This window comes from Nocardia sp. NPDC101769 (assembly GCF_044766925.1).
GTDB lineage: Bacteria > Actinomycetota > Actinomycetes > Mycobacteriales > Mycobacteriaceae > Nocardia.
The window spans coordinates 98,493-123,964 of record NZ_JBIWMX010000007.1 but is presented as its reverse complement, the minus strand read 5'-3'; the positions used below and the strand labels follow the sequence as shown (position 1 = coordinate 123,964).

The 25,472-nt window shown below is 67.6% G+C and carries 26 protein-coding genes, 2 tRNA genes and 1 pseudogene; 11 read left to right on the top strand and 18 right to left on the bottom strand.

Features of this window, described 5'->3' with window-relative positions; genetic code table 11:
• Nucleotides 1–49: 49 nt before the first annotated feature.
• The 4 genes from ACIRRA_RS14310 to pepN form a co-directional block, all read right to left on the bottom strand.
• A complete protein-coding gene (locus tag ACIRRA_RS14310; protein WP_402767369.1) occupies nucleotides 50–643 on the bottom strand; it encodes a ClpP family protease in 594 nt (197 codons plus the stop codon).
• The gene (locus ACIRRA_RS14305) at nucleotides 640–1,242 is read right to left on the bottom strand and encodes a ClpP family protease (protein ID WP_402767367.1); all 603 of its coding nucleotides are present in this window, start codon (nucleotides 1,240–1,242) and stop codon (nucleotides 640–642) included. Before ACIRRA_RS14305 ends, ACIRRA_RS14310 begins: the two co-directional genes overlap by 4 nt.
• 81 nt (nucleotides 1,243–1,323) lie before the next feature.
• Nucleotides 1,324–1,713, bottom strand: a complete 390-nt coding sequence (locus ACIRRA_RS14300) for a hemophore-related protein (protein ID WP_402767365.1) — start codon at nucleotides 1,711–1,713, stop codon at nucleotides 1,324–1,326.
• Nucleotides 1,714–1,900: 187 nt separating this feature from the next.
• Nucleotides 1,901–4,492 (bottom strand): aminopeptidase N, encoded by a 2,592-nt coding sequence (gene pepN / locus ACIRRA_RS14295; RefSeq protein WP_402767363.1) that lies wholly within the window; start codon nucleotides 4,490–4,492, stop codon nucleotides 1,901–1,903.
• A gap of 361 nt (nucleotides 4,493–4,853) precedes the next feature.
• Here pepN and ACIRRA_RS14290 point away from each other — a divergent pair, with 361 nt between their 5' ends.
• Entirely contained in the window at nucleotides 4,854–5,684 is an 831-nt protein-coding gene (locus ACIRRA_RS14290) for a phosphoribosylaminoimidazolesuccinocarboxamide synthase (protein ID WP_402767361.1), read from the top strand.
• Here ACIRRA_RS14290 and ACIRRA_RS14285 read toward each other — a convergent pair.
• Nucleotides 5,681–6,034, bottom strand: coding sequence for a hypothetical protein (locus tag ACIRRA_RS14285; protein ID WP_402767359.1), 354 nt, complete (start codon nucleotides 6,032–6,034; stop codon nucleotides 5,681–5,683). The genes ACIRRA_RS14290 and ACIRRA_RS14285 overlap by 4 nt on opposite strands.
• A 30-nt stretch (nucleotides 6,035–6,064) precedes the next feature.
• On the opposite strand from ACIRRA_RS14285, the gene ACIRRA_RS14280 reads away from it, so the two are divergent.
• A complete protein-coding gene (locus ACIRRA_RS14280) occupies nucleotides 6,065–6,481 on the top strand; it encodes a helix-turn-helix transcriptional regulator (protein ID WP_402767357.1) in 417 nt (138 codons plus the stop codon).
• A gap of 15 nt (nucleotides 6,482–6,496) precedes the next feature.
• On the opposite strand, the gene ACIRRA_RS14275 is transcribed toward ACIRRA_RS14280, so the two are convergent.
• From ACIRRA_RS14275 to ACIRRA_RS14265, 3 genes are all read right to left on the bottom strand, one after another.
• Nucleotides 6,497–7,753: an RNA polymerase sigma factor gene (locus ACIRRA_RS14275; RefSeq protein ID WP_402767355.1), complete on the bottom strand. Its 1,257-nt coding sequence runs from the start codon at nucleotides 7,751–7,753 to the stop codon at nucleotides 6,497–6,499.
• Nucleotides 7,753–8,154 carry a YciI family protein gene (locus tag ACIRRA_RS14270; protein WP_402767354.1) on the bottom strand — a complete coding sequence of 134 codons (402 nt, stop codon included), beginning with the start codon at nucleotides 8,152–8,154 and terminating at the stop codon, nucleotides 7,753–7,755. Before ACIRRA_RS14270 ends, ACIRRA_RS14275 begins: the two co-directional genes overlap by 1 nt.
• A gap of 105 nt (nucleotides 8,155–8,259) precedes the next feature.
• Nucleotides 8,260–9,456, bottom strand: a complete 1,197-nt coding sequence (locus ACIRRA_RS14265; RefSeq protein WP_402767352.1) for an NAD(P)/FAD-dependent oxidoreductase — start codon at nucleotides 9,454–9,456, stop codon at nucleotides 8,260–8,262.
• Nucleotides 9,457–9,625: 169 nt separating this feature from the next.
• Between ACIRRA_RS14265 and ACIRRA_RS14260 the strand changes: the two genes are divergently transcribed.
• Nucleotides 9,626–10,273 carry a DsbA family protein gene (locus tag ACIRRA_RS14260; RefSeq protein WP_402767351.1) on the top strand — a complete coding sequence of 216 codons (648 nt, stop codon included), beginning with the start codon at nucleotides 9,626–9,628 and terminating at the stop codon, nucleotides 10,271–10,273.
• A 178-nt stretch (nucleotides 10,274–10,451) separates the two neighbouring features.
• Here the strand turns inward: ACIRRA_RS14260 and ACIRRA_RS14255 are convergent, their stop codons facing one another.
• Nucleotides 10,452–11,465, bottom strand: a complete 1,014-nt coding sequence (locus ACIRRA_RS14255) for a M48 family metallopeptidase (RefSeq protein WP_402767635.1) — start codon at nucleotides 11,463–11,465, stop codon at nucleotides 10,452–10,454.
• A gap of 223 nt (nucleotides 11,466–11,688) precedes the next feature.
• On the opposite strand from ACIRRA_RS14255, the gene ACIRRA_RS14250 reads away from it, so the two are divergent.
• The gene (locus tag ACIRRA_RS14250) at nucleotides 11,689–12,159 is read left to right on the top strand and encodes a ribose-5-phosphate isomerase (RefSeq protein WP_357006069.1); all 471 of its coding nucleotides are present in this window, start codon (nucleotides 11,689–11,691) and stop codon (nucleotides 12,157–12,159) included.
• A gap of 375 nt (nucleotides 12,160–12,534) precedes the next feature.
• Here the strand turns inward: ACIRRA_RS14250 and ACIRRA_RS14245 are convergent, their stop codons facing one another.
• Complete coding sequence (locus tag ACIRRA_RS14245; protein WP_402767349.1) at nucleotides 12,535–13,347, bottom strand: Fpg/Nei family DNA glycosylase; 813 nt, start codon at nucleotides 13,345–13,347, stop codon at nucleotides 12,535–12,537.
• 20 nt (nucleotides 13,348–13,367) lie between these two features.
• Entirely contained in the window at nucleotides 13,368–13,598 is a 231-nt protein-coding gene (locus ACIRRA_RS14240) for a hypothetical protein (RefSeq protein WP_402767347.1), read from the bottom strand.
• A gap of 34 nt (nucleotides 13,599–13,632) precedes the next feature.
• Between ACIRRA_RS14240 and ACIRRA_RS14235 the strand changes: the two genes are divergently transcribed.
• On the top strand, nucleotides 13,633–14,289 hold the full coding sequence (locus ACIRRA_RS14235) for a TetR/AcrR family transcriptional regulator (RefSeq protein WP_402767345.1): 657 nt from the start codon (nucleotides 13,633–13,635) through the stop codon (nucleotides 14,287–14,289).
• 159 nt (nucleotides 14,290–14,448) lie between these two features.
• Nucleotides 14,449–14,648 (top strand): annotated as a pseudogene (locus ACIRRA_RS14230) (ATP-binding protein); the annotation flags it as partial.
• A gap of 9 nt (nucleotides 14,649–14,657) precedes the next feature.
• Here the strand turns inward: ACIRRA_RS14230 and ACIRRA_RS14225 are convergent.
• The 3 genes from ACIRRA_RS14225 to ACIRRA_RS14215 form a co-directional block, all read right to left on the bottom strand.
• Nucleotides 14,658–15,230 (bottom strand): TIGR03086 family metal-binding protein, encoded by a 573-nt coding sequence (locus ACIRRA_RS14225; RefSeq protein WP_402767343.1) that lies wholly within the window; start codon nucleotides 15,228–15,230, stop codon nucleotides 14,658–14,660.
• Between the two features lie 65 nt (nucleotides 15,231–15,295).
• Nucleotides 15,296–16,210 (bottom strand): IS982 family transposase, encoded by a 915-nt coding sequence (locus ACIRRA_RS14220; protein ID WP_402767341.1) that lies wholly within the window; start codon nucleotides 16,208–16,210, stop codon nucleotides 15,296–15,298.
• A gap of 526 nt (nucleotides 16,211–16,736) precedes the next feature.
• Entirely contained in the window at nucleotides 16,737–17,630 is an 894-nt protein-coding gene (locus tag ACIRRA_RS14215; RefSeq protein WP_402767339.1) for an NAD(P)H-binding protein, read from the bottom strand.
• A gap of 67 nt (nucleotides 17,631–17,697) precedes the next feature.
• Here ACIRRA_RS14215 and ACIRRA_RS14210 point away from each other — a divergent pair, with 67 nt between their 5' ends.
• Both ACIRRA_RS14210 and ACIRRA_RS14205 read left to right on the top strand, forming a co-directional pair.
• The gene (locus ACIRRA_RS14210) at nucleotides 17,698–18,504 is read left to right on the top strand and encodes a LysR family transcriptional regulator (protein WP_402767338.1); all 807 of its coding nucleotides are present in this window, start codon (nucleotides 17,698–17,700) and stop codon (nucleotides 18,502–18,504) included.
• Between the two features lie 288 nt (nucleotides 18,505–18,792).
• The gene (locus tag ACIRRA_RS14205; protein ID WP_402767336.1) at nucleotides 18,793–19,926 is read left to right on the top strand and encodes a 3-oxoacyl-[acyl-carrier-protein] synthase III C-terminal domain-containing protein; all 1,134 of its coding nucleotides are present in this window, start codon (nucleotides 18,793–18,795) and stop codon (nucleotides 19,924–19,926) included.
• A 6-nt stretch (nucleotides 19,927–19,932) separates the two neighbouring features.
• Here the strand turns inward: ACIRRA_RS14205 and ACIRRA_RS14200 are convergent, their stop codons facing one another.
• Complete coding sequence (locus ACIRRA_RS14200) at nucleotides 19,933–21,219, bottom strand: glycosyltransferase family 87 protein (protein WP_402767334.1); 1,287 nt, start codon at nucleotides 21,217–21,219, stop codon at nucleotides 19,933–19,935.
• Between the two features lie 61 nt (nucleotides 21,220–21,280).
• Entirely contained in the window at nucleotides 21,281–22,603 is a 1,323-nt protein-coding gene (locus ACIRRA_RS14195) for a phosphatase PAP2 family protein (RefSeq protein ID WP_402767633.1), read from the bottom strand.
• A gap of 232 nt (nucleotides 22,604–22,835) precedes the next feature.
• Between ACIRRA_RS14195 and ACIRRA_RS14190 the strand changes: the two genes are divergently transcribed.
• Nucleotides 22,836–22,979, top strand: a complete 144-nt coding sequence (locus ACIRRA_RS14190; protein ID WP_402767332.1) for a hypothetical protein — start codon at nucleotides 22,836–22,838, stop codon at nucleotides 22,977–22,979.
• Here the strand turns inward: ACIRRA_RS14190 and ACIRRA_RS14185 are convergent.
• Nucleotides 22,968–23,044, bottom strand: a tRNA-Pro gene (locus ACIRRA_RS14185). The two genes, ACIRRA_RS14190 and ACIRRA_RS14185, sit on opposite strands and share 12 nt — an antisense overlap.
• A gap of 38 nt (nucleotides 23,045–23,082) precedes the next feature.
• Nucleotides 23,083–23,153, bottom strand: a tRNA-Gly gene (locus tag ACIRRA_RS14180).
• 394 nt (nucleotides 23,154–23,547) lie between these two features.
• Between ACIRRA_RS14180 and ACIRRA_RS14175 the strand changes: the two genes are divergently transcribed.
• Together ACIRRA_RS14175 and ACIRRA_RS14170 are read left to right on the top strand one after the other, a co-directional pair.
• Entirely contained in the window at nucleotides 23,548–24,561 is a 1,014-nt protein-coding gene (locus ACIRRA_RS14175) for a diguanylate cyclase domain-containing protein (protein ID WP_402767331.1), read from the top strand.
• Nucleotides 24,562–24,629: 68 nt separating this feature from the next.
• Nucleotides 24,630–25,472, top strand: coding sequence for a DUF1542 domain-containing protein (locus ACIRRA_RS14170; protein WP_402767329.1), 843 nt, complete (start codon nucleotides 24,630–24,632; stop codon nucleotides 25,470–25,472).

Sequence of the window (25,472 nt, the reverse complement as noted above, 5' to 3'; positions counted from 1 at the left end):
CACCTGCCTTTTCGGCGTAGTGCGTGCACCAGCGCATGCTCGTCGGCATTCAGGCGCGAGGGCCGAGGAGGTGGTCGGCCAGGCCGTAGTCGAGCGCTGTTCGCGCGGTGAAGACCCGGTCCCGATCGGTGTCGCGGCGCAGGGTTTCCGCGGACTGGCCGGTGTGGGTGGCGAGGATGGCTTCGATCTGGGCGCGCATGCGGACGATTTCGTCGGCCTGCAGGATGAGGTCGGGGATGGTGCCCTGACCTCGGATCGCGGGCTGGTGCAGGACGATTCGGGAGTGCGGGAGGACATTGCGGCGTCCCTTCGCACCGCCGGCCAGCAGCACCGCGCCTACCGCGATCGCCTGGCCGACGCAGGTGGTCACCACGGGGGACTGAATGTGCTGCATGGTGTCGTAGACCGCGAGCATGGCCGGCAGGTCGCCGCCCTCGCAGTTGATGTAGAGGTTGATGTCCTGGCCCGGGCTTTCCGCGTCCAGGTGGAGGAGCTGGGCGATCAGGGCATTCGCGACACCGGAGTCGATGGGCGTGCCGAGATAGACGATGCGTTCGGTGAGCAGATGCGAGTAGACGTCCATGATCCGCTCGCCGCGCGGGTCGCGGGCGATCACATTGGGAATCGTGTAGGTGCCGCTCATGCCGAGATCCCCAGCTTCTGGCGCTGCGGGACGACCTGGTGGAAAGAGTCCACGATGCCGTCGATGAAGCCGTACTCGCGGGCCTGCGTCGCGGTGAACCAGCGGTCGTGCAGGGAGTCCTCGAAGACCTGGTCGTAGGGCTGGCCGGTGTCGGCGGCGATCAGGCCGAGCACGGTCTGCACGGTGTAGCGCAGGTCGTCGGCCTGCACCTCCACCTCGACCGCGCTGCCGCCGATGCCCGCCGAACCCTGGTGCATGAGGATGCGGGCGTGCGGCAGGGCGTAGCGGCGCCCGGGCGTCCCCGCCGACAGCAGGAATTGTCCCGCGCTGCAGGCCAATCCGAGGGCCAGTGTGGACACCGTGCCCGGCACCAGCCGCATGACGTCGCGGATGGCGAGCATGGCGGGCACGGACCCGCCGGGCGAGTGGATCCACAGCGAGATGTCGGCCTCGGGATCCTCGGCCGCCAGCGTGAGCAGCTGGGTCATGAGCAGTGTGCCGTTGTCGTCGTCGAGCGGCCCGTCCAGCACCAGCACCCGGCGGGCGAAGAGCTGTTCCCTGGTGTGCCAGTTGAACATCGGAGTCTTGTTCTCTGCCATGCCTTCACGGTGCCGCAGTGGACCACCGGAAGTCCTGCCGCGCTGCTGTGGGCGGATCCGCCCACAGCAGCGTCTGCCGGGCTAGTGCCGGTGGCAGGTGTCTGCGACGCGGTCGAACTTGGCGCGCACGGGTTCGCTGCCGGGGGCGTGGTCGTGGCGGATCTGCTCGATGCGGTCCTCGACGTCGGGGTACTGGGACACGATGCGGAAGAAGGACTCGGGTCGCGCCTCGGGTGGCAGCTGGTACATCACCGCGAGCCCGGAGGTGAGTTCCGGATGGCCGTCGATGAGCCGGGCCAGCACCGGATCCTGATCGTTGAGGGTGGTGTCGATCTGGGCCCAGCTGCAGGTGGAACGGGTGAGCGAGTCATCATCGTCGGCGGCCGCGACCCCGGTGCCGGAAAGCACTGCGGCGGAGCAGATTCCGGTGACGGCGAGAGCGGCGGCGGCGTGACGGGTCCAGGATTTCATGGTGGATGGCCTCATTCGGTCGGGATTGCTTGCGGGACCGATCATGTGGGACTCCGGGCCCCGCGGACCCCGTCCGGCGGTAGTTCTTCAGCGACTCTTCAGTCGGCGGCCCCGTACGGCCGACAGCCCCTCCCGAACGGATTCGGGAGGGGCTGCGATGGTCGAAATATGATGCCGTGCAGTGTTTCTAGCTGCGATCGAAGGCGCGGGCGCGCAGCGAGCGCTCGATGCCCGCCTTGCCCTCCACCACCAGGCGGCGCAGCGCCGGCGGGTGGTCACCGGCGAGGAACTTGTCGGCCACCGCGACGGCGTCCTCGGTGACGGCCCAGTGCGGGTACAGCCCCACCACGACCGTCTGGGCGACCTCACTGGAGCGGCGCTCCCACACCGACGCGATCTCGGCGAAGTAGCGCTCCACGTACGGGCCCAGCAGCGCGGCCTGGCCCGCCGGGGCGAAACCGGCGACGATGGCGCGCGCGGTGATGTTCGGCACCGTGTCGTCGCCCATGACGGTGTCCCACGCCGATTCCTTGACCGCTGCCTGCGGGCGGGCGGTAGCCGCGGCCGCGGCCTGACGGCGGCCCGCGGCGGTGTCGTCGCGTGCGAGTTCCGCGTCGATGAGCGGGGTTTCGATGCCGTCGGCGTCGATGGCCCCGGCGGCCGCGAGCGCCTGGGTGATGCGCCAGCGCAGGTCGGTGTCGACGGTCAGGCCCGGCAGGCCGGCGCCCTCCGGGTCATCGGCGTGCAGCTGGCGCAGCACCTGGATGTGCTGCGGTGCGAGCAGCGCAGCGGTCAGCGCGTTGACGAACGCCAGCTGGTGGTCCGATCCCGAACCGGCGGCGCGGGCCAGTTCCAGCAGGCGGTCGGCGTAGGCGGGCCAGCCCTCGGCGCGTGCCCACTCGGGGTCGGCGTAGGCGCCGAGCGCGGTTCCGGCCTGCATGAGAAGCCGCTGGACGACACCGATCTCGGTTTCCGCGCCGACGCCGCGTTGCACCAGCGCCACGAAGTCGCGGGCTTTCATCTCGGCCTGCCGGGTCATCTCCCAGGCGGCCGACCAGGCCAGTGTGCGGGGCAGCGGCTCCGCGATATCGGCGATGCGCGCCACCACCGTGTCGAGGGAGCCGGCGTCCAGGCGGACCGAGCAGTAGGTGAGGTCGTCGTCGTTGACCAGCACCAGCTTGCCGCGGCCGACGCCGACCAGCTCGGGCACCTCGGTGCGCTCGGCCGGATCGAGGTCGAGCTCGACGCGCTTGGTGCGTACCAGCTTTCCGTCCTGGTCGTTGTAGAAGCCGATGGCCAGGCGGTGCACGCGGCGCTCACCGGCGCCGGGCTCCGCGCCCTCCTGGACGACCGCGAAGGAGGCGAAGTTGCCGTCCGCGTCCACGGTGAAGTCCGGGCGCAGGATGTTCAGACCGGTGGTCTTGAGCCACTGCGCGCCCCAGTCGGACAGGTCGCGGCCGGACGCCTTCTCCAGCGCGCCCACCAGATCGTCGAACGTGGCGTTGCCGTAGGCGTGTTCGGTGAAGTAGTCGCGCAGACCGGCCAGGAACGGCTCCTCACCGACATAGGCCACCAGCTGCTTGAGCACGGAGGCGCCCTTGGCATAGGTGATGCCGTCGAAGTTCACCTCGACCGCGGCCAGGTCCGGGATGTCGGCGGCGATCGGGTGGGTCGAGGGCAGCTGGTCCTGCCGGTACGCCCAGGACTTCTCGACATTGGCGAAAGTGGTCCAGGCGTTGGTGTATTCGGTCGCGCCGACCTGGCACAGCACCGAGGCGAAGGTGGCGAACGACTCGTTCAGCCACAGGTCGTCCCACCACTTCATGGTGACCAGGTCGCCGAACCACATGTGCGCCATCTCGTGCAGCACGGTCTCGCAGCGGCGCTCGTAGGAGGCGCGAGTCACCTTGGAGCGGAAGACGTAGTCCTCGAGGAACGTGACCGCGCCCGCGTTCTCCATGGCGCCCGCGTTGAATTCGGGCACGAACAGCTGGTCGTACTTGCCGAAGGCATAGGGCACCCCGAAATTGGTGTGGTAGAAGCCGAAGCCCTGCTTGGTTTCGGTGAAAAGCCGGTCGGCGTCCATGAATTCGGCCAGCGAGGCGCGGCAGTAGATGCCGAGCGGGATCTCGCCGTGCGAATCGCGGTAGGAGTCGGTCCACTTGGCGTACGGACCGGCGATGAGCGCGACCAGGTAGGTGCTCATGCGCGGGGTGGTGGCGAAGGTGTGACGGACCACGGTGCCGATGGTGTGGGTATCGGTGACCGCGCTGTTGGAGATGACCTCCCAGTCCTCGGGCGCGGTGACGATCACGTCGTAGGTGGCCTTGAGGTCGGGCTGGTCGAAGCAGGCGAACATGCGCTTGCAGTCGGCGGTTTCGAACTGCGAGTACAGGTAGACCTTGTTGTCGGTGGGGTCGACGAAGCGGTGCAGGCCCTCACCGGTGTGCGAGTACTCGCAGTCGGCCTCGACGACGAGCTCGTTGCTGGCGGCCAGGTTCGGCAGCGTGATGCCCTGCTCCTCGTCGTAGCCGCTGACATCCAGGGCCACGCCGTTGAGCACGGCCGAGCGCACGCCCGTGCCCACGATATCGATGAAGGTCTGCGCGCCCGGGGTCGCGGTGAAGGTCACCGTCGACTTCGAGTGGAACGTCTCACTGCGTGGCTCTTCGGCACCGGTGGGCTGGCCGGTCAGGTCGAGTTCGACCTTGTAGTTCTCCACCTGGACCGTCGCGGCGCGTTCGATCGCCTGCTCGCGGGTGAGATTCGGTGCGGACAAGGGGGCTCCTTACAGCGTGTCGAATAACCCTGGTCGACAAGGTTATCCGGCACCACCCTTCTCGGGTGTCGTCGGCTCACACCACCTGCGCGGTGAGAACGTCGGTTCCCGCTTCTTCCGGGCTGGTTAACCGTCACCCGAACGGGTGCTGGTCAGCGCCCTCCCGTCGGCGGGCATTGGTAAGCCGGCCTCCTGCTTGGGGGTCCGGCACCCAGGTCAGTAGCCTGTCGCTGTCGGTCCTGTCGGCGAAACGATCAGTTATCGGACATGAAGTTCGGGGCGCTCGACCGCGGGTCGAGGGGCAGGTCGCGACGTCGGTAAGCTCTGCGGCGGCAGCAATCGCCCAGCACGAGGAGGACCGTTGAAGCACATCCACGCCGGTAAGGTGCGCGACCTGTACGAGGACGGCGATTCGCTGATCCTGGTCGCATCCGACCGGGTGTCGGTGTACGACGTGGTTCTGCCGACCCCGATCCCGGACAAGGGCGCGCTGCTCACCCAGCTGTCCAACTGGTGGTTCGGGTTTTTCTCCGATGTGCCCAACCACATTCTGTCCACCACCGACGTGCCCGCCGAGTTCGCGGGCCGCGGAGTGCGGGTCAAGCCGCTGAAGATGCTGAAGGTGGAGTGCATCGCGCGCGGCTACCTGACCGGCGGCGGCCTGGCCGAATACCAGCGCTCCGGCACCGTGTCCGGTATCGCGCTGCCGCCCGGCCTGCGTGATGGCGACAAGCTGCCCGAACCCATCTTCACCCCCACCACCAAGGCAGACGCCGGGCACGACGAGCCCATCACCTTCGCGGATGTGGTGAACCAGGAGGGCAAGGAGGTCGCCGAGCAGCTGCGCGACCTGACACTCGAGATCTACGCCCGCGGCGCCGAGCACGCCGCCGCGCGGGGGGTCATCATCGCCGACACGAAGATCGAGCTCGGCTGGGACGGCGACGTTCTCACCGTCGGCGACGAGGTGCTGACCTCGGACTCCTCCCGCTTCTGGCCGGCCGACGACTACGAGCCCGGCCGCCCGCAGAAGTCGTTCGACAAGCAGTTCGTGCGCGACTGGTCCACCTCCACCGGGTGGAACAGGGAGTACCCGGGCCCGGAGATCCCGGCCGAGGTGATCGAGGTGACCCGCCAGAAGTACGTCGCGGCGTACGAGCTCATCACGGGCAATACCTGGAACGGGGTCTAGACCGGAATCGGTTCGGCGGCAAGGAAGTCCGCCACGAGACCGTCGGCGCTGCGCTCCAGTGCGGTGTACTGGGCCTCGCGTTCCGCGCCGATGGTGGCCGCGTCGATGAGCAGGCTGCCGTCGGCGGTGAGGCGCTGGCGGCGCTCCTCGGCATCTGGGAGCAGACCGACTGCTGAGTACGAGAATCCGCAGTAGTAGGCGATTCCCATATTGAGCTGGCCTTCCAGACTCTGCTGCATGAACTCCACGGTCGGGTCACCGGCGGCGACCCCGGCCAGGCCGAGCCACAGCATGCGCTTGCCCGCGAGGCGAGGCTTGCTGCGGCCGTAGGCGAACCCGTAGTTCCACACCCGGTCGGGCAGAGCGCGGGTTCGCAGGCGATGATGGACCGCCTCTTCGACTGGAGCCTGGTCTGCACACTGCGCAACTGGTTCGAGCAGGCCGGACCGGAGGCCCCGACCTGGTTCCGTGGTCTATCCGACCCGATCGTCGGCCCCGCACTGCACGCCATGCACACCGATCCCGGCGCGCCCTGGACCGTCGCGTCGCTGGCCACCGAGGCCGGAGTGTCCCGCTCCCTGTTCGCCAAGCGCTTCACCGCGGTCCTGGGCCGGCCGCCGCTGAACTACCTCACCGAATCCCGCATGGACGAGGCCGAGGAACTGCTCACCGACACTGATCTCACCATCGCCCAAATCGCCAAAGCAGTTGGCTACGCGGACCCGTTCGGCTTCTCCGCCGCCTTCAAACGCCACCGCGGCCAGAGTCCCACCGCCTTCCGTGCCTCCGCTGCCTGACCTGCCACCGGTCGGTCACTGGCGGCGCAGGCGGGCGGCGCGGATGGTGAGGTAGTCGCGTTCGGGGAGGCTGGTGGTGTGGCGGGCGGCGGCGGTGTAGGCGGCGATGGCTTCGTCGGGGTCGCCGGCCATTTCGTGGAGGTGGCCGCGGACAGCGTCGAGGCGGTGGTTGCCCGCGAGCGAGTCGGAGAGGGTGTCGGTGAGGTCCAGGCCCGCCTGGGGGCCGTGGACCATGGCGGTGGCGACCGCGCGGTTGAGAGTCACCATCGGGTTGGCGGACTGGCGCTCGAGGGCGTTGTACAGCAACAGGATTCGGGGCCAGTCCGTGTCCTCGGGACGCAGCGCCTGGGCGTGCAGGGCGGCGATGGCGGCCTGGATCTGGTACGGGCCGATGAGGCCGCTGCGCACCGACGCGGTCGCCAGCCGCACGCCCTCGATGATCATCTCGCGATCCCAGAGGTCGCGATCCTGTTCGGCGAGCGGGATGAGCTCGCCGCGACTTCCGGTGCGCGCCGCCCGCCGGGCATCGGTCAGCAGCAGCAATGCCAGCAACCCGGTGACCTCCGGATCATCCGGCAGGACGCGGAACAGGGCCCGCGCCAACCGAATCGCCTCGCTCGACAGATCGCCCCGCCGCAGCCGCTCACCACCGCTAGTGTGCCCCTCGGTGTAGATCAGATAGAGCACCCGCAGCACACTGTCGAGCCGCTCATGCCATTCCCCCCGTTGCCCGTTCGACTCCGCGGGCATGGCGAACGGCCGCTCCTCGGCCGCCAGGCGCTTCTTGGCCCGCGTAATCCGCTGCGCCATGGTCTTTTCCGGTAGCAGGAAGGCTCGCGCGATCTCCTCCGTGGTCAGCCCGCCCACCGCCCGGAGCGTCAGCGCGATCGCACTCGCGGGCGACAAGGCCGGATGGCAGCACAGGAAGAACAGTGTCAGCGTGTCGTCACGATCTTCGGCGAGGGCGGCGTCAACTCGGTCGGGGGCGGCGGCACCGAGTCGTTCGGGATCGCGAATGGCATTGGCGGCCTCGCGGTTTCGGCGGGCCGACTCGGCGCGGATGGTGTCGATGAGACGCCGCGAGCCGACCTGGATGAGCCAGCCGCGCGGGTTGTCGGGCAGGCCGTCGGCAGGCCACTGGGTGGCGGCGGCGAGCAGGGCCTCCTGGAGGGCGTCCTCGGCAGCGTCGAAGTCGCCGTAGCGGCGGACGAGGGTGCCGAGGACCTGCGGCGCGAGTTCGCGCAGCAGGTCCTCGATCTCGATGTCCGGCATCAGAGATCGGCGGCGGGGGCGCTCATGATCGGGCGGATCTCGATGTACTCGCCGATCGGCTTGCCGCCGGGGCCGGGCGCGGCCGACGCCTTGGCCGCGATCTCGAGCGCGCGGTCCGGGCTCTCGACATCGATGATCCAGTATCCGGCCAGGAACTCCTTGGTCTCGGGGAAGGGCCCGTCGGTGACCACCGGCGCGGAACGGCCGTCGGACGTGACTGTGCGCGCCTGGCCCGGGTCGGCGAGGCCCTGGGCGTCGACGAGTTCGCCGGACTTGGCCAGTTCCTCGCCGAGGGCGCGCTGGAAATCGATGTGGGCCTGGATCTCCTCGGGCGCCCACTCGTTGATCGGGGTGTCGCAGTAGGCGGCGGCGGAGTAGGTCTTGATCAGGATGTACTTCACGGTCGGCTCCTTTCTTCTGTGCGCCCCCGCGGGCGCTCTCGTCCACAGGTCGGAGCCCAGTACGCCCGGGCGACGTACTCCGCACTCCGGATTACGTGATGGTTGTCACAGCTCCTCGGGGTTCACGGCCTCGCCGCTCAGGACCAGCGTCTTGATCTTGTCCGTGACGTCCCAGACGTTCACGTTCATCCCGGCCAGCACCCGGTTCCTCGCGTCCAGCCAGTACGCCACGAACTCGCGCTTGCCGAGGTCTCCGCGCACCACCACGCGCGCCTGCTGCCTGGGCGACACGTACCCGGTGTACTCCATCCCGAGGTCGTACTGGTCGGTAAAGAAGTAGGGCAGCCGGTCGTACACGGCGGGCTTGCCCAGCATGGTCAGCGCCGCCACGGCGGGCTGGTTGAGCGCATTCGCCCAGTGCTCCACCCGGATTCGCTGCCCCAGTACCGGATGCTGCTGATCGGCGATATCACCGACCGCGACGATATCCGGGTCGCTGGTGGCCAGGCTCTCGTCGACCAGGACACCGCCGCCGACCGCCAGCCCGGCATCGGCGGCCAGCTCGATATTGGGCCGCGCGCCCACCGCGACCAGCACCGCGTCCGCCTCGATGTGGGTGCCGTCGTCGAGCCGCACGCCGGTGGCCCGGCCGTCGGCGGTGGTGATCTCGCCGACCCTCACCCCGAGTCGCAGATCCACCCCGTGCTCGCGGTGCAGATCGGCGAACACCGCGCCCATCTCGGCCCCGAGCGCGGCCAGCAGCGGCACCGATTCCGCCTCCAGCACAGTCACTTCCACGCCCGCGGCACGCGCGGCGGCGGTCACCTCGAGCCCGATCCACCCCCCGCCGACGACGGCCAGGCGCCGCGCGGAGCCGAACATCGTGAGCAGGGCGTCGGACTCCTCGATGGTGCGCAGCACGTACACGCCCTCGGCGTCCGCGCCGGGCAGGCGCAGCAGCCGCGGCCGCGAACCGGTGGCCAGCGCCAGCTTGTCGTAGGGCAGTGTCGTACCGTCCGGCAGCGCAATGGTTTTGGTGCCGCGATCCAGTGCGGTGACGGTGGTGCCGGGCATCATCTCGACATGATGGTCGCGATACCACTGCGCCGGATCCACGGTGAAGTCGCTGAGCGCCTTCTTGCCCAGCAGATGCTCCTTGGACAGCGGCGGACGCTCGTACGGCAGATGATCCTCCGCGTAGACAAGCGTCACCGAACCATCGAAATCATTGGCCCGCAAGGCTTCCGCGAGTTTTGCGGCGGCCAGTCCACCGCCCGCGATGACGAACCTGGATGTGGTCATGCCGAAACCTCCGTGCTAGTACGGTCGGGACCGCCGTCGATGAGGCCGATATTCCGACCCTAGCCCGGGCGGTGTCGGGTGGAGCGGAAATATCGGCAACAATCCGGGTTGTTGCGCATTGAGTACGGCCCTGCCCTCGGCCGTCGATCGACTGCGAAAGGATTTCCCCGTGAGCGACACCAAGAAGGACCGGGTCGACTTCTGGTTCGACCCGCTGTGCCCGTGGTGCTGGATCACCTCCCGCTGGATCCTCGAGGTCGAGCAGGTCCGCGATATCGAGACGCACTTCCACGTGATGAGCCTGTCCGTGCTGAACGAAGGCCGCGAGGGTCTGCCCCCGCAGTATGAGGAGCTGCTCGCGACCGGTTGGGGCCCGGTGCGGGTCGCCATCGCGGCGGCCCAGGAGCACGGCGACAAGGTGCTGGCCCCGCTCTACACCGCCATGGGCACCCGCCTGCACAACCGCCGCGCCGAGTACGAGCGCGAGGACGGCTCCCGCGCGGACCTGCTCGCCCAGATCATCGCCGAGTCGCTGGCCGAGGTGGGCCTGCCCGCCGAGCTGGCCGAGGCCGCCGAGGGCACCGACTTCGACGAGGCGCTGCGCGCCTCGCACCACGCCGGTATGGACAAGGTCGGCCCGGATGTCGGCACGCCGACCATCCACATCAATGACGTGGCCTTCTTCGGGCCGGTGCTCTCCCGCATCCCGCGCGGGGAAGAGGCGGGCAAGCTGTGGGACGGCGCGGTCGCGCTGGCCGCCTACCCGCACTTCTTCGAGCTCAAGCGGACCCGCACCGAGGATCCCGTCTTCGACTGAGCTCCCCAGCCTCCCCGGGCCTTCAGCGCACGGCTGAGAGTCGTTCACCGGCGGGCACGCGTGCCCGCCGAGTAGCAACCCGATTCCGGCCGTACCCGGGGGGGGTACCCTCGCCTCACGAAATAAGTTGTCCCGTCAGATATTTCGAGACTTCGCTCGATCTCGCTGTCGCGAGACGTCATTGCGGCTGGTACTCGTGATATGTGGTGGTATCGCCATATCCGGGCGGCGGTCCGCCGAATCCGCCCGGGTACGGCGGCTGGTACCCGCCATAGGGCGGGGCCGCGACCGGACGCTGCGGCGCGTCGGGCCGCCAGAACAGCTTGCCGTGACGGCTGCGGTCGCGCAGCGCCCACATGCGCCAGGTCAGTACCGGATGACTGGACATGGCGTTCACGATCCAGACGAAGAAGCCCTTCTCCTGGGCCGCCCGGTCGGCCATCTCGTCGAAACCGACCAGATTGTTCAGGTATTTGCCGCCCGCCAGCGTCTGCATGGCCGGGGGCGCGCCCTGCGGCCGGTTGCAGAAGCCGTGATTGTCGGCGGTGTACTCCTGGGAGCGGATCAGCGAGCTGCCCAGGATCGGCAGGAACGGCGCCAGGAACATGCCCAGCTGCCGCCAGTACGAGACGTGCCCGGCCGCGATGTGCCCGACCTCGTGGCCGATGATGAAGGCCAGCGCCTCGGGATTGCGTGCCGCGCCGCCGATTTCGAACAGATCGCTGTACACCACCACGTAGCGGCGGAAGCCGTGCCCGGAGGCGAACGCATTGATCTGGCCGTTGCCCAGCAGTACATAGGCGTCGGGCACCTTGGCCATGCCGAACCGGGCCGCGGCCTCCTGCACCATGCGATAGCCCTCGGGGAACTGGGTCGGCGACATCTTCACGCCGTTCACCCGCTGAGTCGCGTAGTTCAGACCACGGCCCAGATAGACCAGCAGCGGCGCGAATACCAGGGCCAGCACCAGCTGACCGGCATAGCCGGATACCAGCAGCAGCAGCGCGAACAGATACGCCAGCACGGTGGCCACGATCACGATCACCAGCAGCGGGATCTCCCAGCTGTGCCGCGCCGGCATCCCGAACGGGGACAGGCCGCGGGTCTGCTGCACCACCGGCGGCGGGGGCGGCGAATACGGTTGCTGCGGAGCCCATCCCGGCGGGCCCAGCCTGGGATCCCATCCGGCCATGCCGGTCACGGGGTTCCAAGCCGGATTGCTTCCGGCGGGCGGCGGTCCCGATGGGCCGCCAGCGGTTTGTCCCCCGTAGGCGTTCGGCGTATACGAACTGTCGTCGGACGTCATGCCTGGATAGTACGTTTCGCGGCCGTAGAGGCGCGGTCGTCGCCCTGGGGCCGCTCACGGTGAGAGCCCCATGCGGACCGGGGGCGGGCGTCCTGACAGAATCGCAGCCATGCGCGTATACCTGGGTGCCGACCATGCCGGCTTCGAACTGAAGAACCACGTCAAGGCTCACCTCGAGGGCCAGGGCCACGATGTCGTCGACTGCGGCGCGCTGGAATACGACGCCCTCGACGACTACCCGGCCTTCTGCATCGAGGCCGCCCGCCGCGTGGTCGCCGAGCCGGGCTCGCTGGGCTTCGTCTTCGGCGGCTCCGGCAATGGCGAGCAGATCGCCGCCAACAAGGTGCCCGGCGCCCGCTGCGCCCTGGGCTGGAGCGTGGAGACCGCGCAGCTCGCCCGCCAGCACAACAACGCCCAGCTGCTCGGCATCGGCGGCCGCATGCACACCACCGAGGAAGCCCTCGCCATCGTGGACGCCTTCATGACCACCCCGTGGTCCAACGAGGAGCGTCACCAGCGTCGCATCGACATTCTCGCCGAGTACGAGAAGACCGGCGTTCCCCCGGCCCTCCCGAACTGACCTGTGCCCGAAGGGCATACGCCGCACCGCCTGGCGAAGCTGCACGACAAGCGCTTCGCCGGCGGTCAGGTCCGAGTCTCCAGCCGGCCCATCGACGATGGAGCCCCAGGGCTTCGAGAGGCGAGAGTGCTCGTGCTCTATCGGATTGTGCGCTAATTGCGGCAACGGTCGGTCGATGGATCGCCCACCGGGCGACCGCTGCATCGGTTGTATCGCTGTCGGCGGAGGCAGCTCGGACCGGCGTAAGAATCCGACAGGGCCACCGTCGCGGTGGGTCAACGGGTGACCGGTCGCAGCGATGAGATCACCGACGATCAAGGCGCCGTTCGTCAGCGCCTGCCAAGAGTCGATGCCCAAGGGCGCTGGTTTGTTGATTTATCGAGGCTGACAGGTGGTGCACCAGAACAGGTTTCGGCCCTCCATCACTGCATGGAGGACCGTCGCCCCGCACAGGCGGCAGGGTTCGCCGACGCGGCGGTACACATAGGTGCGCGGCCGGTCGGCGGCATAGGACGGTGCACCATGGTCGTGTTCGGACCGAACCACATGCATCTTGCCGCGTCGCACCCCGACCCGCATCAACTCGACCAGGTCGGCCCAAAGCTCGCCCCACTCTGTGGCCGACACGTCACGGCCGGGGCGATGCGGGGAAATGCCATGCCGGAACAGCAGCTCAGCGCGATAGACATTGCCGACTCCCGCAATGACGCCTTGGTCCATCAGCAATGCGCCGATAGGACGCTGAGACCGGTGAATGCGCTGCCATGCACGGTCGGGGTCGGCATCACGGCGCAAGGGGTCCGGACCGAGGCGCGCCGTGAGGGCTTCCACCTCAGGTTCGTGCAGGATTTCGCACGCGGTGGGACCGCGCAGATCGGTGCCGAAGAAGTCGCCGGATCGGCCCGCGCCGATTATGCGCATACGTACCTGGCCGACCGGATCACCAAGGGGCGCAGGCGATTCGGTGAACTTGCCGTACAGACCAAGATGGACATGCACCACCAGCCCTGATTCGTAGTGGTGCAAGAGGTGCTTGCCCCACGCGTCAGCCCGCTTCAGAGTCTGCCCATCAACCAACGCTGCGCCTTCAGCGAAACGCCCTTGGGGGCTCGAGACCCGCACCGCTCCGCCCGCGAACCGCTTGTGATGCAGCTTCGCCAACCGGTGCAATGTATGCCCTTCAGGCATGAACTTCCTTCACCTCACGTCTAGAAATTGCGATCAGACAGCCGCCAGCTATCGAACGCTACCCGGTCGGACTCTGGTCGGTCAGTCCAGTGCGAGATTTGGTTCAGGTACTCGCGTGCGGAGTCCAGAAAAGCGCCGCGGGTGTATTCGGCGGCGAAGAACTGCGTGATCTGACGTTCCTTGTCCAGGGCGGTCGGGCCGGAAGACAGCAGGGTGAACAGGGGAGCTTCGACGGACTGCGCCGCAGTCACCAACTCGGCTCTCTGCGGGAAGGTATTCGACCAGATGGCCAGGCAACGCACAGCCATGGGCGAGTCTGCGATGAACCGGATTGTCGAGGCCACCGCGGAACTCATCAGCCGTCATGGCCTGTCCGCAACCACCCTCGATGATGTCGTTGCTGTGTCGGGAACCAGCAAAGGGCAAGTGTTCCACTACTTTCCCGGTGGGAAGGACGAATTGCTGCTTGCTGTAGCGCAATACGAAGCCGACCGTGTTCGTGCGGTCATGAACGAGTGGATGCCCGAGTTGTCGTCCTGGTTGGCGTGGAGTCAATGGCGCGATCAGTTGGTCGATGAGTACGACATGCACGGAAACGACTGCCCCATGGTCACTTTGGTCGTCGACCTACATCGAGCCGGGCCCGGGGCTCGCCCATTGATCGCGGAGACTGCCGGACGACTTCAAAGCCGTATACAGAGCGGGATCCATCAGATGCAGGCCAACGGATTCATCGGTGCACACGTCGACGCCGATGCCATCGCCCACTCACTGGTAGCCGGTATCCACGGCGCGACCCTGCTGCAACTGGCAACAGGAGCCGACTCCCACATCGGCCATGTCATCGACACGGCCATCGAACAGCTCGAGAGCACCGCGCCCCAGCGCACAGCAGTGCAGCCGAACATGATCGCGGTCGAAGTCATTCGTGTCTCTGCGTAGCGCGGAGGTGGGCGGATCGCAGATGGCTGCTCGACGACGAAGGCCGGATTCCATTCGTGAGGACGGGAGCCTTTGTTTTCGGCGACCCCTGTGACCGGCTGACAGTTTCACCAATGGCAGCCGCGGACATCACCTTCCACGGAACTGATCCCATGACCGAAGATCTCGCGGGCGAGCTTGATCGTGACCAGCAACAAGCCGTTCGGCCGGCGGGTGAGGTGTTCGGCGACGACATCGTCGCCGCGGCCATGATCGACCGGCTGGTCCACCATGGCGAGGTTAACTCCCGCGAGGGCGATAGCTACCGGCTCGAGGACCTGGATCCCGGCCCCGTTCCCGCGGCCGAGACCGACAACCGACCGGGGCTTCTACCCGGCTCCTCGTCCGGCCATGGCCAGCAGCACGTCTTGCGGTTCTTGCGACAACGGTGTTCCAGCCGGATCGAACATGCCCTTGCTCCGCAGCTCATCGATGATCCCTTCGCACGATGCGACAAGGAATTTCGCAAGCTCGACGCTGGGCAGCCACTGCTGGGAAGTGCTGTCTGCAAGGTCCTTCGCATGCAGGGCAAGATCCATCGCGCGCATGATCAGCAGGGTCCATCCGCTGCGTGGGCCAGCGCGGTGGCTGACCAAAGCGTCCAGATCGGCTGCTGTAGACGTCTTCCGGAGCTCTCGTTCGTAGCGCCAGAAGACCTCGACGGGGTCCTCCTCGAGGTAATCCAAACCGCGGGTGTGCTCAACGTTCTCGGCACCGGAAAGCAGCAAGGCGTAGCGGTGCGCACCCCCGTTCACATGTCCAATAAGATCGCGCACCGTCCACCCTGCGCAGGCACTGGGCTCGTCGAGGCGGTCTGTATCGACTCGTCCGAGCATCCCCACCCACAGCCCCTCGGCATCATCCAGACGATCGAACAACTCACGGTCCCCCGTAATACTCATATCCTCAGACTAGATGATCGATTCCAAGGGGCGACTGGCCTGTGCGGGCCGGTCACCCCTTGTGATCAGTGGTCGTAGGCAGTGAGCGAGCGGTGCACGGGTGCGCCGATCATGTCGTTGTGCCAGATCGCGGCGGTCAGGGCGAGCAGGCGCTGCAGGACCCGCACGACGACACCGGCTTTCGTGCGGCCGCCGTGGCGTTCCAGATCGAGTTGTGCTTTGAGGGTTTGGTTGATCGACTCGATGACCTGCCGCAACGGTTTGAACAGCCCAGCACCCGGCCGGGCGGGCTCACCTTTACGGGCCGGACGCAGCAACCGGATCCCATGGTCGGCGAGTTCGGCTTCGAACCCGGCACCGAAGTAGTTCTTGTCACCGATCAGCGTTTGTCCCGGCCGGGTGGCAACCAGACCTGGTTCGGCGTCGAGGATGCCCAGCAGGGTGTGGCGTTCATCTGCTTTCGCGCCGGTCAACGCGAACCCGATCGGCAGCCCACCGAGCGTGGCGACCAGATGCAACCGCAATCCCCAGAAGAACCGGGAATGCGAGGCGCAGTACCCGTATTCGGCCCATCCGGCCAGGTCCGAGCGTTTCACCGTCTCCCGGGACCGGCCGCATTCGACCGGAGTCGAATCGACCACCCACACGTCATCGGTCCACAATGTCGTGTCCGCGGCCAGGTGCCGCATCACCACCGCGATCATCGGCGCCGCCGCTCGCAGCCGCTTGTTGTAGCCGGGCTGCTGGGGCAGGTACCGGAACAGATGCCGCAGGTGGGCGCCGGCGTGGCGCAGCCAGCGGGCTTCGGAGGTGAAGCCCAGCAGCGCCTGCATCACCGCCAGGGTCACCAGTTCGGCGTCGGTCAACCGCGGCACGATACCGACACGCGGTCGCCGCGGCCGGAATTCCGGCCGGGACTTCAGCAGGTCATCTGTTCTGACATAGAGTGCGGTGGCGAGGGTGTCTACTTCATTGCTCACAACCTTGATCTACGACACCCTCGCCCCAGCCCCGCCACCGCCCCAGCCGAACACGCAGCGCGGCAACCTCTTTCACTCGACCACACCCCTTGGAATCAATCATCTAGGGCCACCCCGAGTTCGAAAGACCATGGCCCCCAACGTCCGAACCTGTAACGCGTGCCGTGCCACGGCAACGCCTACGCCTGGGGGTGTGCGGGCTGTCGCGTTTCCGGGCTCGTGTAGATGACCGAACGGCCTGTGTTCTGGGACGGGACCTGTGTTGCGTCCTGGCCGCGTCGCCGCGCGGCTGGGTCACTGTCGGCTTGATAGCGCCGTAGCCCTTCGTCGGGGATCCCGACGTACTCGGCGATGCTTCGCGGAGCGGAAGTCCCTTTCTGTCACGGTGTTTCACCGCACTGGCCCGGAAAGGGGCTGAGCCGCGACGAATGGGACGACCTGTGATTGGACCCGGTCGACCTCATGAAGGTCGGTGTCCGACGCGGCCTGATGCATGTGGTGCGCCCCGGAACATGATGGGCAGCGGTCAGGCGCGGATCGCTGGTGCGAGGATCTGTTCGCACCATTCGCGGAAGGTTGTCGGGCTCGCGGTGGCGTCCGTGCGGGGGACGGCGTCGTCCAGGCCGTTGTTCTTGGCGTGCATCATGTCGACGTAGGCGGTCGCGATCGGGTCGCCGATGCCGCGCGCGGTCAGTGTGGCGCGGAAGTCGTCGAGAGATTGCTGCTGGTAGCGGATTCGGCGGCCGAGTACCTCGGACATGGTGTGCGCCATGTCGTCCGGTGTCAGGTCCTGCGGGCCCAGCACCGGGACCTCGCCTGTTCCCGTCCAGGAGCGGTCGAGCAGCAGGCGGGCGGCCACCGCGGCGATATCGCGGGTGGCGGCCATCCGCGTCGGGCGGTCGGCGGCCTCGGTGCCGGTGAACACACCGTCGTCTCGGATCGAAACCGCCTGCCACAGTAGGTTGTCCATGAACGACGGGTTCGCCAGTGCGCGGTAGGCCACGCCCGTGCTCGCGATGAGATCGTCCATCGCCAGCGATGCCGTCACGTGTCCGGCGCGACCTGCGACGGGAGTACCCCGCCCGAGCGACGAGACGCCGACGACGTGCCCGACCTTGTTGGCGGTGAACGCCTTCGCGGCGGCGTGCGTGAATCCGGCATATACATCGTCCAGGCTCGCCGCGTACAGGTCGGGCGGGACCAGCCAGAAGACCGCGTCCGCGCCGGCGAAGGCCCGGTCCACGACATCGGCATCGCCGTGCGATCCGGTGACGATGTCGACGCGGGCGCGGATTGCCTCCGGGAGTTTCCCGGGATCGCGCACGATGACGCGCAATTCTTCACTGCGAGTGGATGTTTCGAGGAGGAGGTCCAGCAGCTGGCTGCCGATCTGGCCGGTGGGGGAGGTGAGGACGATCATGCTTCGAGTCTGGTGGCGGTTCGTCGCGGCGTCCAAGACCCTTTCCTCAGATTGATACCGTGAGGGTATGGATCTGGATCTGCGCAAGCTCCGCTACTTCGCGACGGTGGCCGAGCACCGGCACTTCGGCCGGGCGGCGGAAAGCCTCTACATCGCCCAGCCCGTGCTGAGCCGTCAGATCAAAGCCTTCGAGCAGGAATTGGATTGCGCCCTGCTCGTGCGGACCACCCGCACCGTGGAGCTGACCGCCGCCGGAAAACAGCTCTACGACGAGGCGCAGGGGATTCTCGCCGCCGTCGACGCGGCGGTGCGGCGCGTACGCGATGCCGACAGCGGCGTGCGACGCCTGGTGGTCGCCTTCTCGACCGGACTGTACGTCTCGGAGGCGATCCGGGAATTCGCGACACGCCACCCGGAGGTCGAAACCGATGTCGTGCCCGCACGCTGGTGGGAGCCGGACGCGCCATTACGGGACGGCCGAGCCCAGATCGGTTACCTCCGAAGACCTTTCAACGAATCCGGACTGCGCGCCATCCCCGTCGGCCACGACCCCAGGGTCGCCTGCATGCCCGCCGTCCATCCGCTGGCATCGCGTCGGGAACTCACCCTGGCCGACCTCGACGGCGAGCGAATGCTGGACGCACCGAAACGCCGCACCGCCTCACTGGAAGAAAAGTTCGAGCTGATCGCCTCCGGCCACGGCCTGGCCCTGATCCCGCTCAGCGTCGTCCGCGCCTACGTCCGACCCGACCTCGTCCACCGCCCCGTCACCGACGCCCCCGGCGCCGAAACCTGCCTGGTCGTCGCCTCGGACCACCCCGACAAGCTCCTCCGTGAATTCCTCGACATCGCCACCGCGACCCTGCGGCCCTGAGCCAGCGGCGAATCTGGACACTCATGCTGAACAAGCGTCTCCGACGCCGCGCTATGACCTGTGCCGCCGACGTGGTGCTGCGGACCTGTATTCGGTGCTCGACGCGCGAAACCTGTTCTGGTGCCTGAGCTGTCGGCCTGCCTGACTTCGTGCGGTGTAGCGGCGGCATGTCGGGGCGGTTCCAGGCTCATGCCGGAGTCCGTATTGAAATATGAGTATTTCAGCCCGATGGCTATCTGTGTACAGTGCTGTTCGTAGAGTTTTCCAGCGGGTTATCGGAGTTCCAGCATGAGCGCGTACATCACGGCCACCGGCCGATTCCTTCCGGGAGATCCGGTGCCCAACAACGAGATCGAGGATTATCTCGGGTCCGTGGGCCGCGCGTCGTCCGCACTGCGGGACCGGACCCTGGATAACTGCGGTATCAAGACGCGCTACTACGCGATCGACAAGAAGCAGCAGACGGTCGTCTCGAACGCGGAAATGGCGGCCGAGGCCGTGCGCACCGCGGTCGAACGCGCCGGACTGGGCGGCGACGACATCGAGCTGCTCACGGCCGCGACCACGGTCGGGGATGTGATCGCTCCCGGGTTCGCCAGTATGGTGCACGGTGAGCTGGGCTACGGTCCGCTGGAAATCGCTACCGCGCAGGGCATCTGCAGCTCCGGGATGATGGCGTTGAAGAACGCCTACCTCCAGGTGGCTATCGGCGAGAAGCGTACAGCGGTCACCGTCGCCAGCGAACTCGCCTCGCGCGGCCTGAAGAGCTCCCGGTACGAGGAGCTCGATTCCGACCGCGGGGTGATCCCCATGGAGGCGGCCTTCCTGCGCTACATGCTCTCCGATGGCGCCGGCGCGGCGGTCATCCAGGACGCGCCCGCGGCCTCGGGGATCAGCCTGCGCATCGACTGGATCACGCTGACCTCGTACGCCAATACCGAGAAGACGTGCATGTTCATCGGCACCGGCGACAGCACTGTCGTCAAGAGCTGGATGGACTATCCGGCCACCGCGGACGCCGCCGCCGACGGCGCGCTGCATTTGCGGCAGCGGCTCACCATGCTGCCGCACCTGGTGCGGGTCGGCGTGGACGAGTACGAACGCCTCTGCGGCATGGGCAAATTCGATCCCGAGCAGGTGACGTGGTTCCCCGCGCACTACTCGAGCGAACGGATGAAGACCATCCTGCTGGACGAGCTCGAGCGCCGCGGCATCTGGGCAGGCCGCCCCGAGATGTGGTTCAGCAACCTGACCCGGGTCGGGAACATCGGCAGCGCGTCCATTTTCGTCATCCTCGACGAGATGATGACCGAGGGCATGATCAAGCCGGGCGACACCCTGCTGTGCATGGTGCCCGAATCCGGCCGGTTCGCGGTCTCGTTCATGCATCTGACCGCGGTGCCGGCACCGGAGGCCGGATAGCTGCGGCTACGGGGTCCGGCCGAGGACAGCGCGGGCCCGGAGCCTGAGCAGCTGCCCGACACCGACGGCGAGCAGGGCCGCGGTGGCGATGATGTAGATGTCGCCCGGGATGTGCTGCCACCACGACCACGCGAGTTCCTGATGTTTGCCATTGGGGACGATGCCCGGGCCGATCAGGAAGAACAGCGTGAAGGCGCTGGTCATCGCGAACGGCGCGACACGTGGATTCGTGGTGGTCCAGGCCGCGGCGGTGATCAGGGCAGGCGCCGCCCAGACCCAGTGATGGGTCCAGGACACCGGCGAGATCAGCAGCAGGACCGCGGCATTCACGAGCAGTGCGGTTACCGAGAGGATGGTCACCGGGCTCGCCGGACCGGACGAGTCCGCCGTGCGGCGTTCGAGTCCGACCAGATGGTGCATCAGGGCGGCGCCCGCGCAGACCGCCACCACGGCCAGGCCCAGCCAGACCGCGGTGGCGGCGGGATTCGACAGGCCGAGGCGGAAGACCATGCCCTTGAGGGACTGGTTGCCGACGTAGTCGGGGGAGCCGATGCGGTTGGTGTCGGCGATCGCGTGCAGCCAGTAGTCGCGCGATTCCCTCGGGAACAGCACGAATCCGGCGCCGATCACGCCCGCCGCAGTGGCAGTGGCCGTGCCCGCGGCCTTCCAGTCGCGGCGGATGAGGAAGTACAGGACGAAGGCGGCGGGTGTCAGTTTGGTGACCGCGGCGACACCGATCAGGACACCCCGCGGCCAGCGGGGCTTCTCGGTCAGGCAGTCGAGGGCCACGGCGGCCATGAGAACGAGGTTGATCTGCCCGAACCACAGCGTGGTGCGGACGGGTTCGACGGCCAGCATGAGCACGACCGCGGTCACGCTCAGCGTGAGTTTGGTGCGCGGGTCCAGATCCGGGCGGACGCGGGAGAGCACCAGCCAGATCGTGATGCCCAGACAGGCCAGCGAACTGGCGGTCACCATGAGTTCGGCCAGCCAGAGCGGCATGATGGCGAGCGGGATCATCAGCACCGCCGCGGACGGCGGGTAGGTGAAGGGCAGGTCGGTGTGGCCCGCCACCGGCAGGGTCGGGCCGTACAGGGTGCCGTGCTCCAGCCAGCCCCGGGTGTCGACCCGGTACACCTGCAGGTCGAGGAAGCCGTGCATGGCGGAGAAGATCGCCGTGATCGCCACTGACACCAGGATTCCGATCACGATCGGAATGCGGGGCAGGCCCGGGCGGCCCTCCGACTTCAGATAGCGCAGCAAGTTACGTTGCCCCGCCCGCGTAGTGATCATCAGGGAGACAGTAACCCTTTCGGCTGGTGCGTAAGATGTCCGGATTTCATTGGGGGAACGGTTAATCGGTGGCAAATCCGTCGGCCGGGGACCGGCCGCCCCAGTCCGCCAACCGGCTGCCCGGCCGCGCGAACCAGGTCGCGTAGAAGACGAAGGATACGGTGGCCAGCGCGCCCAGCACGACGAGCCCGGCCGGTATCGGATACTCCGCCATGGTTGCGGCCAGGAACCGATAGGACAGCAGCAAACCGGCGAGGGCCGCCGTGCCGAGCGACACGATCCGGGCGCGGTACACGTCCCAGCCGCGCTCCGGATCGCGCAACGCCGACTCCACCGTCAGGCACAGCACCGCGCCCGCCACCAGATCGCTGCCGTAGTGGTAGCCGAAGCCCAGCGTCGCGAGCAGCGTGCACACCAGCCAGAAGGCGCCGGCCCAGCGCAGCCAGCGCGGCGCGGTGCGGGAGTGGATGAACAGGGCCGTGGCCCAGGCGGTGTGCATGGAGGGCATGCAGTTGCGGGCGGTCTCGGAGTCGAAGAGCATCGGCTGCGGATCGTGGGTCAGCGTGGGCCAGACCTGCGGCCAGTCGCCGATCTCCAGGCCGTGGCCGAGCGGGCCGTAGGCGAAGACCGGGCCGACGACGGGGAACAGCACATAGCCGAGCGGGCCGATCACGCCCAGTACCAGGAAGGTTCGCACCAGGTGGTGCCGCGGCCACGCGCTCGTCGAGACATGGCGCAGCTGCCAGACCGCGACCACCACGGCCGCCACCGGCAATTGGATGTAGACCACGTGCAGCACGTGCGAGGGCACCGGGCCCAGGGCCTCGAGCGCGCGCCCGACCAGCCAGGCCGGTTCGCCCAGCGCCCGGTCGGCCAGCTGGACGTACTGGTCGAGCACACGGGGTCCGGCGACGATGCTGACCATCAGCCAGGTGTCGGCGAGTTTGGAGGCCATGACCAACAGCACGCCGAAGGCGATGGCCTGCAGGGCAGTTCGACGACGCTCGCCCTCCCAGCGGAGCACGACCACGGTCAGGGCGGTCAGGGCCAGCGTCGGACCGGTGCCGATCGATATGTGCCAGCCACAGACCGCTTGCAGGCCCAAGGTCAGCAGGTCCAGCACCGCGGCGGCTACCAGGCTGACGACTCGGACCCGGGTGGGCACCCCGATGCACGCCAGCCCTAGTCCGGCCCACGACACCGCCGCCGACTGGGGGTTCGCGAAGTAGTCGTCGATCAGGCTGCGGAGCGGGCCCATCACCCCGTGTGCCGACGCCCATACCTGCGCGACGGTCAGCAACACCACCGCCACGCCCAGCCCGGCGGCCGGGATGAGCCGAGAACGAGTCCCGGTGCCGGACAGCACCGAGCTGGAAACGTTCATCTTGTGGTCGACCAGCACTGTAAATCGATAACACAGCGCAAACGGAGGCACAACATCCGGTTACCGGAATCCCATTTTCGGGCGGATCCGGCGGATGCGATGCGATAGTGTCGCCCGCCGATCGCGCGGCGCGTGATCGGGAGTTCGCCGCCGGGCCAGACGATGCCGCGGGTTGATCAGCAGGGGCTGTCCGTTCACCCGGGACGGAGGCCGGACGCGGCAGAACCGCGGATTGATCACCGGTGAACGCATTCCGGCGGGCATCGAGGCGCTGACCACTCCCGGCGCGGTGGCCGTAACGCGCTGCGCCGCATGGACATTGCCCGCGGTGAGCGGTGACATCCGGGTGGTACGAATCGAAAGATGGTCGGGGTGACAGGATTTGAACCTGCGACCCTCCGCTCCCAAAGCGGATGCGCTACCAAGCTGCGCTACACCCCGTTGCGCGTCGGACTCGACGCTCCCGCTGAACGGGAAAGAGCGGGTGACGGGAATCGAACCCGCACCATCAGCTTGGAAGGCTGAGGTTCTACCATTGAACTACACCCGCAGTGACCGCATCCATGGATGCCGTCTGCGTTGAGCACTGTACCGAACCTCACTGCTGGAATGCCAATCAGGTGCCGTTGCCGCACGTCGCGGCCGGTGAAACGGGTCGTTCGGCGAGTCGCCGAAAACATGCCGAAATAGGGTGTAACACCGGGGCCTCACCAGCGATGACACATCCGATCGCCATTCGCGAGGCAGCGGGAACCTGTTCTGAATCAGGGGTTTTCGATGTCGGGTGGCTTGCTAGGATCCTTTTTGTCCGGACGGGGGTATCTGGAAAGGGGGCGGTGAGCATGCACCACTGGTGTGGCCGACCGCGTGGTAGTGAGTTCGATCCGAAGGGCGTGACCGGCGTGGTGCCCGGTCCTGGCATCTCGTGCGTCGGGTGAGCGCGTATGTCCATCCGTCTCGACACCCGAACCTCCGCCATTGTGGCGGTGACCATCCGCGAATGGGTGCGGGCAGTGCACCCCGGCGCGAGCAGCGCCGCGCTGGGCCAGTCGCCCGCGGTTCCCTCCGATGAACTCGAGCGCATCTTCGGCCGGATCATCAACGATCTGCTGGAATTGGCCGGGACCGAACCGTTTCCGGTGCAGGCCGCCCGCCGCATCGGCCGCAGTCTGGCCGAATCGCCGTTCGACCGCACCCGCATGCTCGCTCCCGCCAGCCGTGCGCTGCTGGGGCTCTCGCCGGGCGTGCGCGGTTCTCTGATCGCCACCCGCTGGTCGTTCATCGCCAGCCAGGCCATCGATGCCTACGCCGAGGCGCTGCAGCAGCGCGCCCTCGCCCAGCAGGAACGCAGTCTCTCGGAGGCGGTGTCGGTGCGGGTGCAGGAGATCGCGGCACTGCAGACCCGGCTGCGGCACGAGGCCACGCACGACGCTCTCACCGATCTGGCCAATCGCTCACTGCTGCAGGAACGGGTGCGGGTGATGTCCACCGATCCGGCGCGTGGGGTGGGTCTGCTGCTCATCGACCTGGACGACTTCAAGGTGATCAACGACACCTACGGCCACACGGTCGGCGACGAGGTGCTGGTCACCATCGCTCAGCGTCTGCGCTCGACCTGCCCGCCCGACACGGTGATCTCACGCTACGGCGGCGACGAATTCGTGGTCGCATTGCCTGCCCGCCGCAATACCCTGGGCGAGCTGGCCATGCGGGTGCTGGCCACGCTGTGTGAGCCGGTGCCCACGGCGGCCGGTCCGGTCCCGGCCTCGGCGAGTGTGGGCACGGCGTTCTGTCCGCCCGGACGGGAGTGTGACTTCTCGGATCTGCTGCGCAGCGCCGACCGGGCCATGTATTCGGCGAAAACGGCGGGCAAACGTCAGTTCGCGGTGTCGGAGCTAGACGAAGAGGAGGTTGATCCAGGTCGCCACAACGTGCGTTTTGCGGCGGTAGCTGGATAGCCCGGGGCTTCGGGCCGCTCACAGTATTTAGCAACGGTTCGGCGAATTCTGCCGCGTAGGCTGGTCGCGTGTCTACGGTCGTCGTTCTGCTCATTGTCATGGTGGTTGTCCTGCTGGCTGTGGTGGCGGTCAACCGCGCGCAGCGCTCGCGTTCCAACACCCAGCTCGAGGATGCAAAGGCCGATGCGCGCCGGGTGATCGAGCGCCTCGGCGGGCAGGTCTACAACCTTGTCGGCACGGACGACGCGTCGAAGCAGGCCCTCGCCGATGCGGGGGAGCGGTTCAATGCCGCGGGCTCTCAGATCGAGCAGGCCACCACGCCCGCGCAGGCTCGGCTCGCGAAAGAGACAGCGCTCGAAGGGCTTTACTACGCGGGGGCCGCGCGGTCGGCCATGGGCATGGACCCCGGTCCGGCCGTTCCGGAACTCGACGGCCAGCGTAGTGCCGGCCGGGTCACCGAGGACCGCGCGATCGAATACGACGGGCGGCGCATCGCGGCCTCGCCCACGCCGTCGGCCTCGACTCCGAACTATTACCCGGGTGGTCGCGTCGCCGGCCGTCCCGTTCCGGCCGGTTGGTACTCCGAGCCGTGGTGGAAGACCGCCCTGGTCGCCGGTGCCTGGGGCGTCGGCTCGGCGGTCCTGTTCAATGCCCTCTTCAGCGGCATGTCCGGGGTCGGGTACGACTCGGCCGCCTTCGAAAGCGGTTACGGCGACGGCTATCAGGCCGGGCTGGACGCCGCCGACGGCGGATATGCCGACGGCGGCTACGACCAGAGCGCCGGCGACCCCGGCTACGATCAGGGCGGCTATGACCAGGGTGGCTACGACCCCGGGGTCGACCTGGGCGGCCAGGACTTCGGCGACTACGGCAATTTCGGCGGCTTCGACGGATTCGACAGCGACTTCTGA

Excerpts from the sequence above, each read along its gene's own strand:
- ACIRRA_RS14310 (WP_402767369.1), bottom strand. The coding sequence starts at position 643 with ATGAGCGGCACCTACACGATTCCCAATGTGATCGCCCGCGACCCGCGC.
- ACIRRA_RS14305 (WP_402767367.1), bottom strand. The coding sequence starts at position 1,242 with ATGGCAGAGAACAAGACTCCGATGTTCAACTGGCACACCAGGGAACAG.
- ACIRRA_RS14300 (WP_402767365.1), bottom strand. The coding sequence starts at position 1,713 with ATGAAATCCTGGACCCGTCACGCCGCCGCCGCTCTCGCCGTCACCGGA.
- ACIRRA_RS14280 (WP_402767357.1), top strand. The coding sequence starts at position 6,065 with ATGATGGACCGCCTCTTCGACTGGAGCCTGGTCTGCACACTGCGCAAC.
- ACIRRA_RS14275 (WP_402767355.1), bottom strand. The coding sequence starts at position 7,753 with ATGCCGGACATCGAGATCGAGGACCTGCTGCGCGAACTCGCGCCGCAG.
- ACIRRA_RS14265 (WP_402767352.1), bottom strand. The coding sequence starts at position 9,456 with ATGACCACATCCAGGTTCGTCATCGCGGGCGGTGGACTGGCCGCCGCA.
- ACIRRA_RS14255 (WP_402767635.1), bottom strand. The coding sequence starts at position 11,465 with ATGGCCGGATGGGATCCCAGGCTGGGCCCGCCGGGATGGGCTCCGCAG.
- ACIRRA_RS14250 (WP_357006069.1), top strand. The coding sequence starts at position 11,689 with ATGCGCGTATACCTGGGTGCCGACCATGCCGGCTTCGAACTGAAGAAC.
- ACIRRA_RS14245 (WP_402767349.1), bottom strand. The coding sequence starts at position 13,347 with ATGCCTGAAGGGCATACATTGCACCGGTTGGCGAAGCTGCATCACAAG.
- ACIRRA_RS14235 (WP_402767345.1), top strand. The coding sequence starts at position 13,633 with ATGGCCAGGCAACGCACAGCCATGGGCGAGTCTGCGATGAACCGGATT.
- ACIRRA_RS14225 (WP_402767343.1), bottom strand. The coding sequence starts at position 15,230 with ATGAGTATTACGGGGGACCGTGAGTTGTTCGATCGTCTGGATGATGCC.
- ACIRRA_RS14215 (WP_402767339.1), bottom strand. The coding sequence starts at position 17,630 with ATGATCGTCCTCACCTCCCCCACCGGCCAGATCGGCAGCCAGCTGCTG.
- ACIRRA_RS14210 (WP_402767338.1), top strand. The coding sequence starts at position 17,698 with ATGGATCTGGATCTGCGCAAGCTCCGCTACTTCGCGACGGTGGCCGAG.
- ACIRRA_RS14205 (WP_402767336.1), top strand. The coding sequence starts at position 18,793 with ATGAGCGCGTACATCACGGCCACCGGCCGATTCCTTCCGGGAGATCCG.
- ACIRRA_RS14200 (WP_402767334.1), bottom strand. The coding sequence starts at position 21,219 with ATGATCACTACGCGGGCGGGGCAACGTAACTTGCTGCGCTATCTGAAG.
- ACIRRA_RS14195 (WP_402767633.1), bottom strand. The coding sequence starts at position 22,603 with ATGAACGTTTCCAGCTCGGTGCTGTCCGGCACCGGGACTCGTTCTCGG.
- ACIRRA_RS14175 (WP_402767331.1), top strand. The coding sequence starts at position 23,548 with ATGTCCATCCGTCTCGACACCCGAACCTCCGCCATTGTGGCGGTGACC.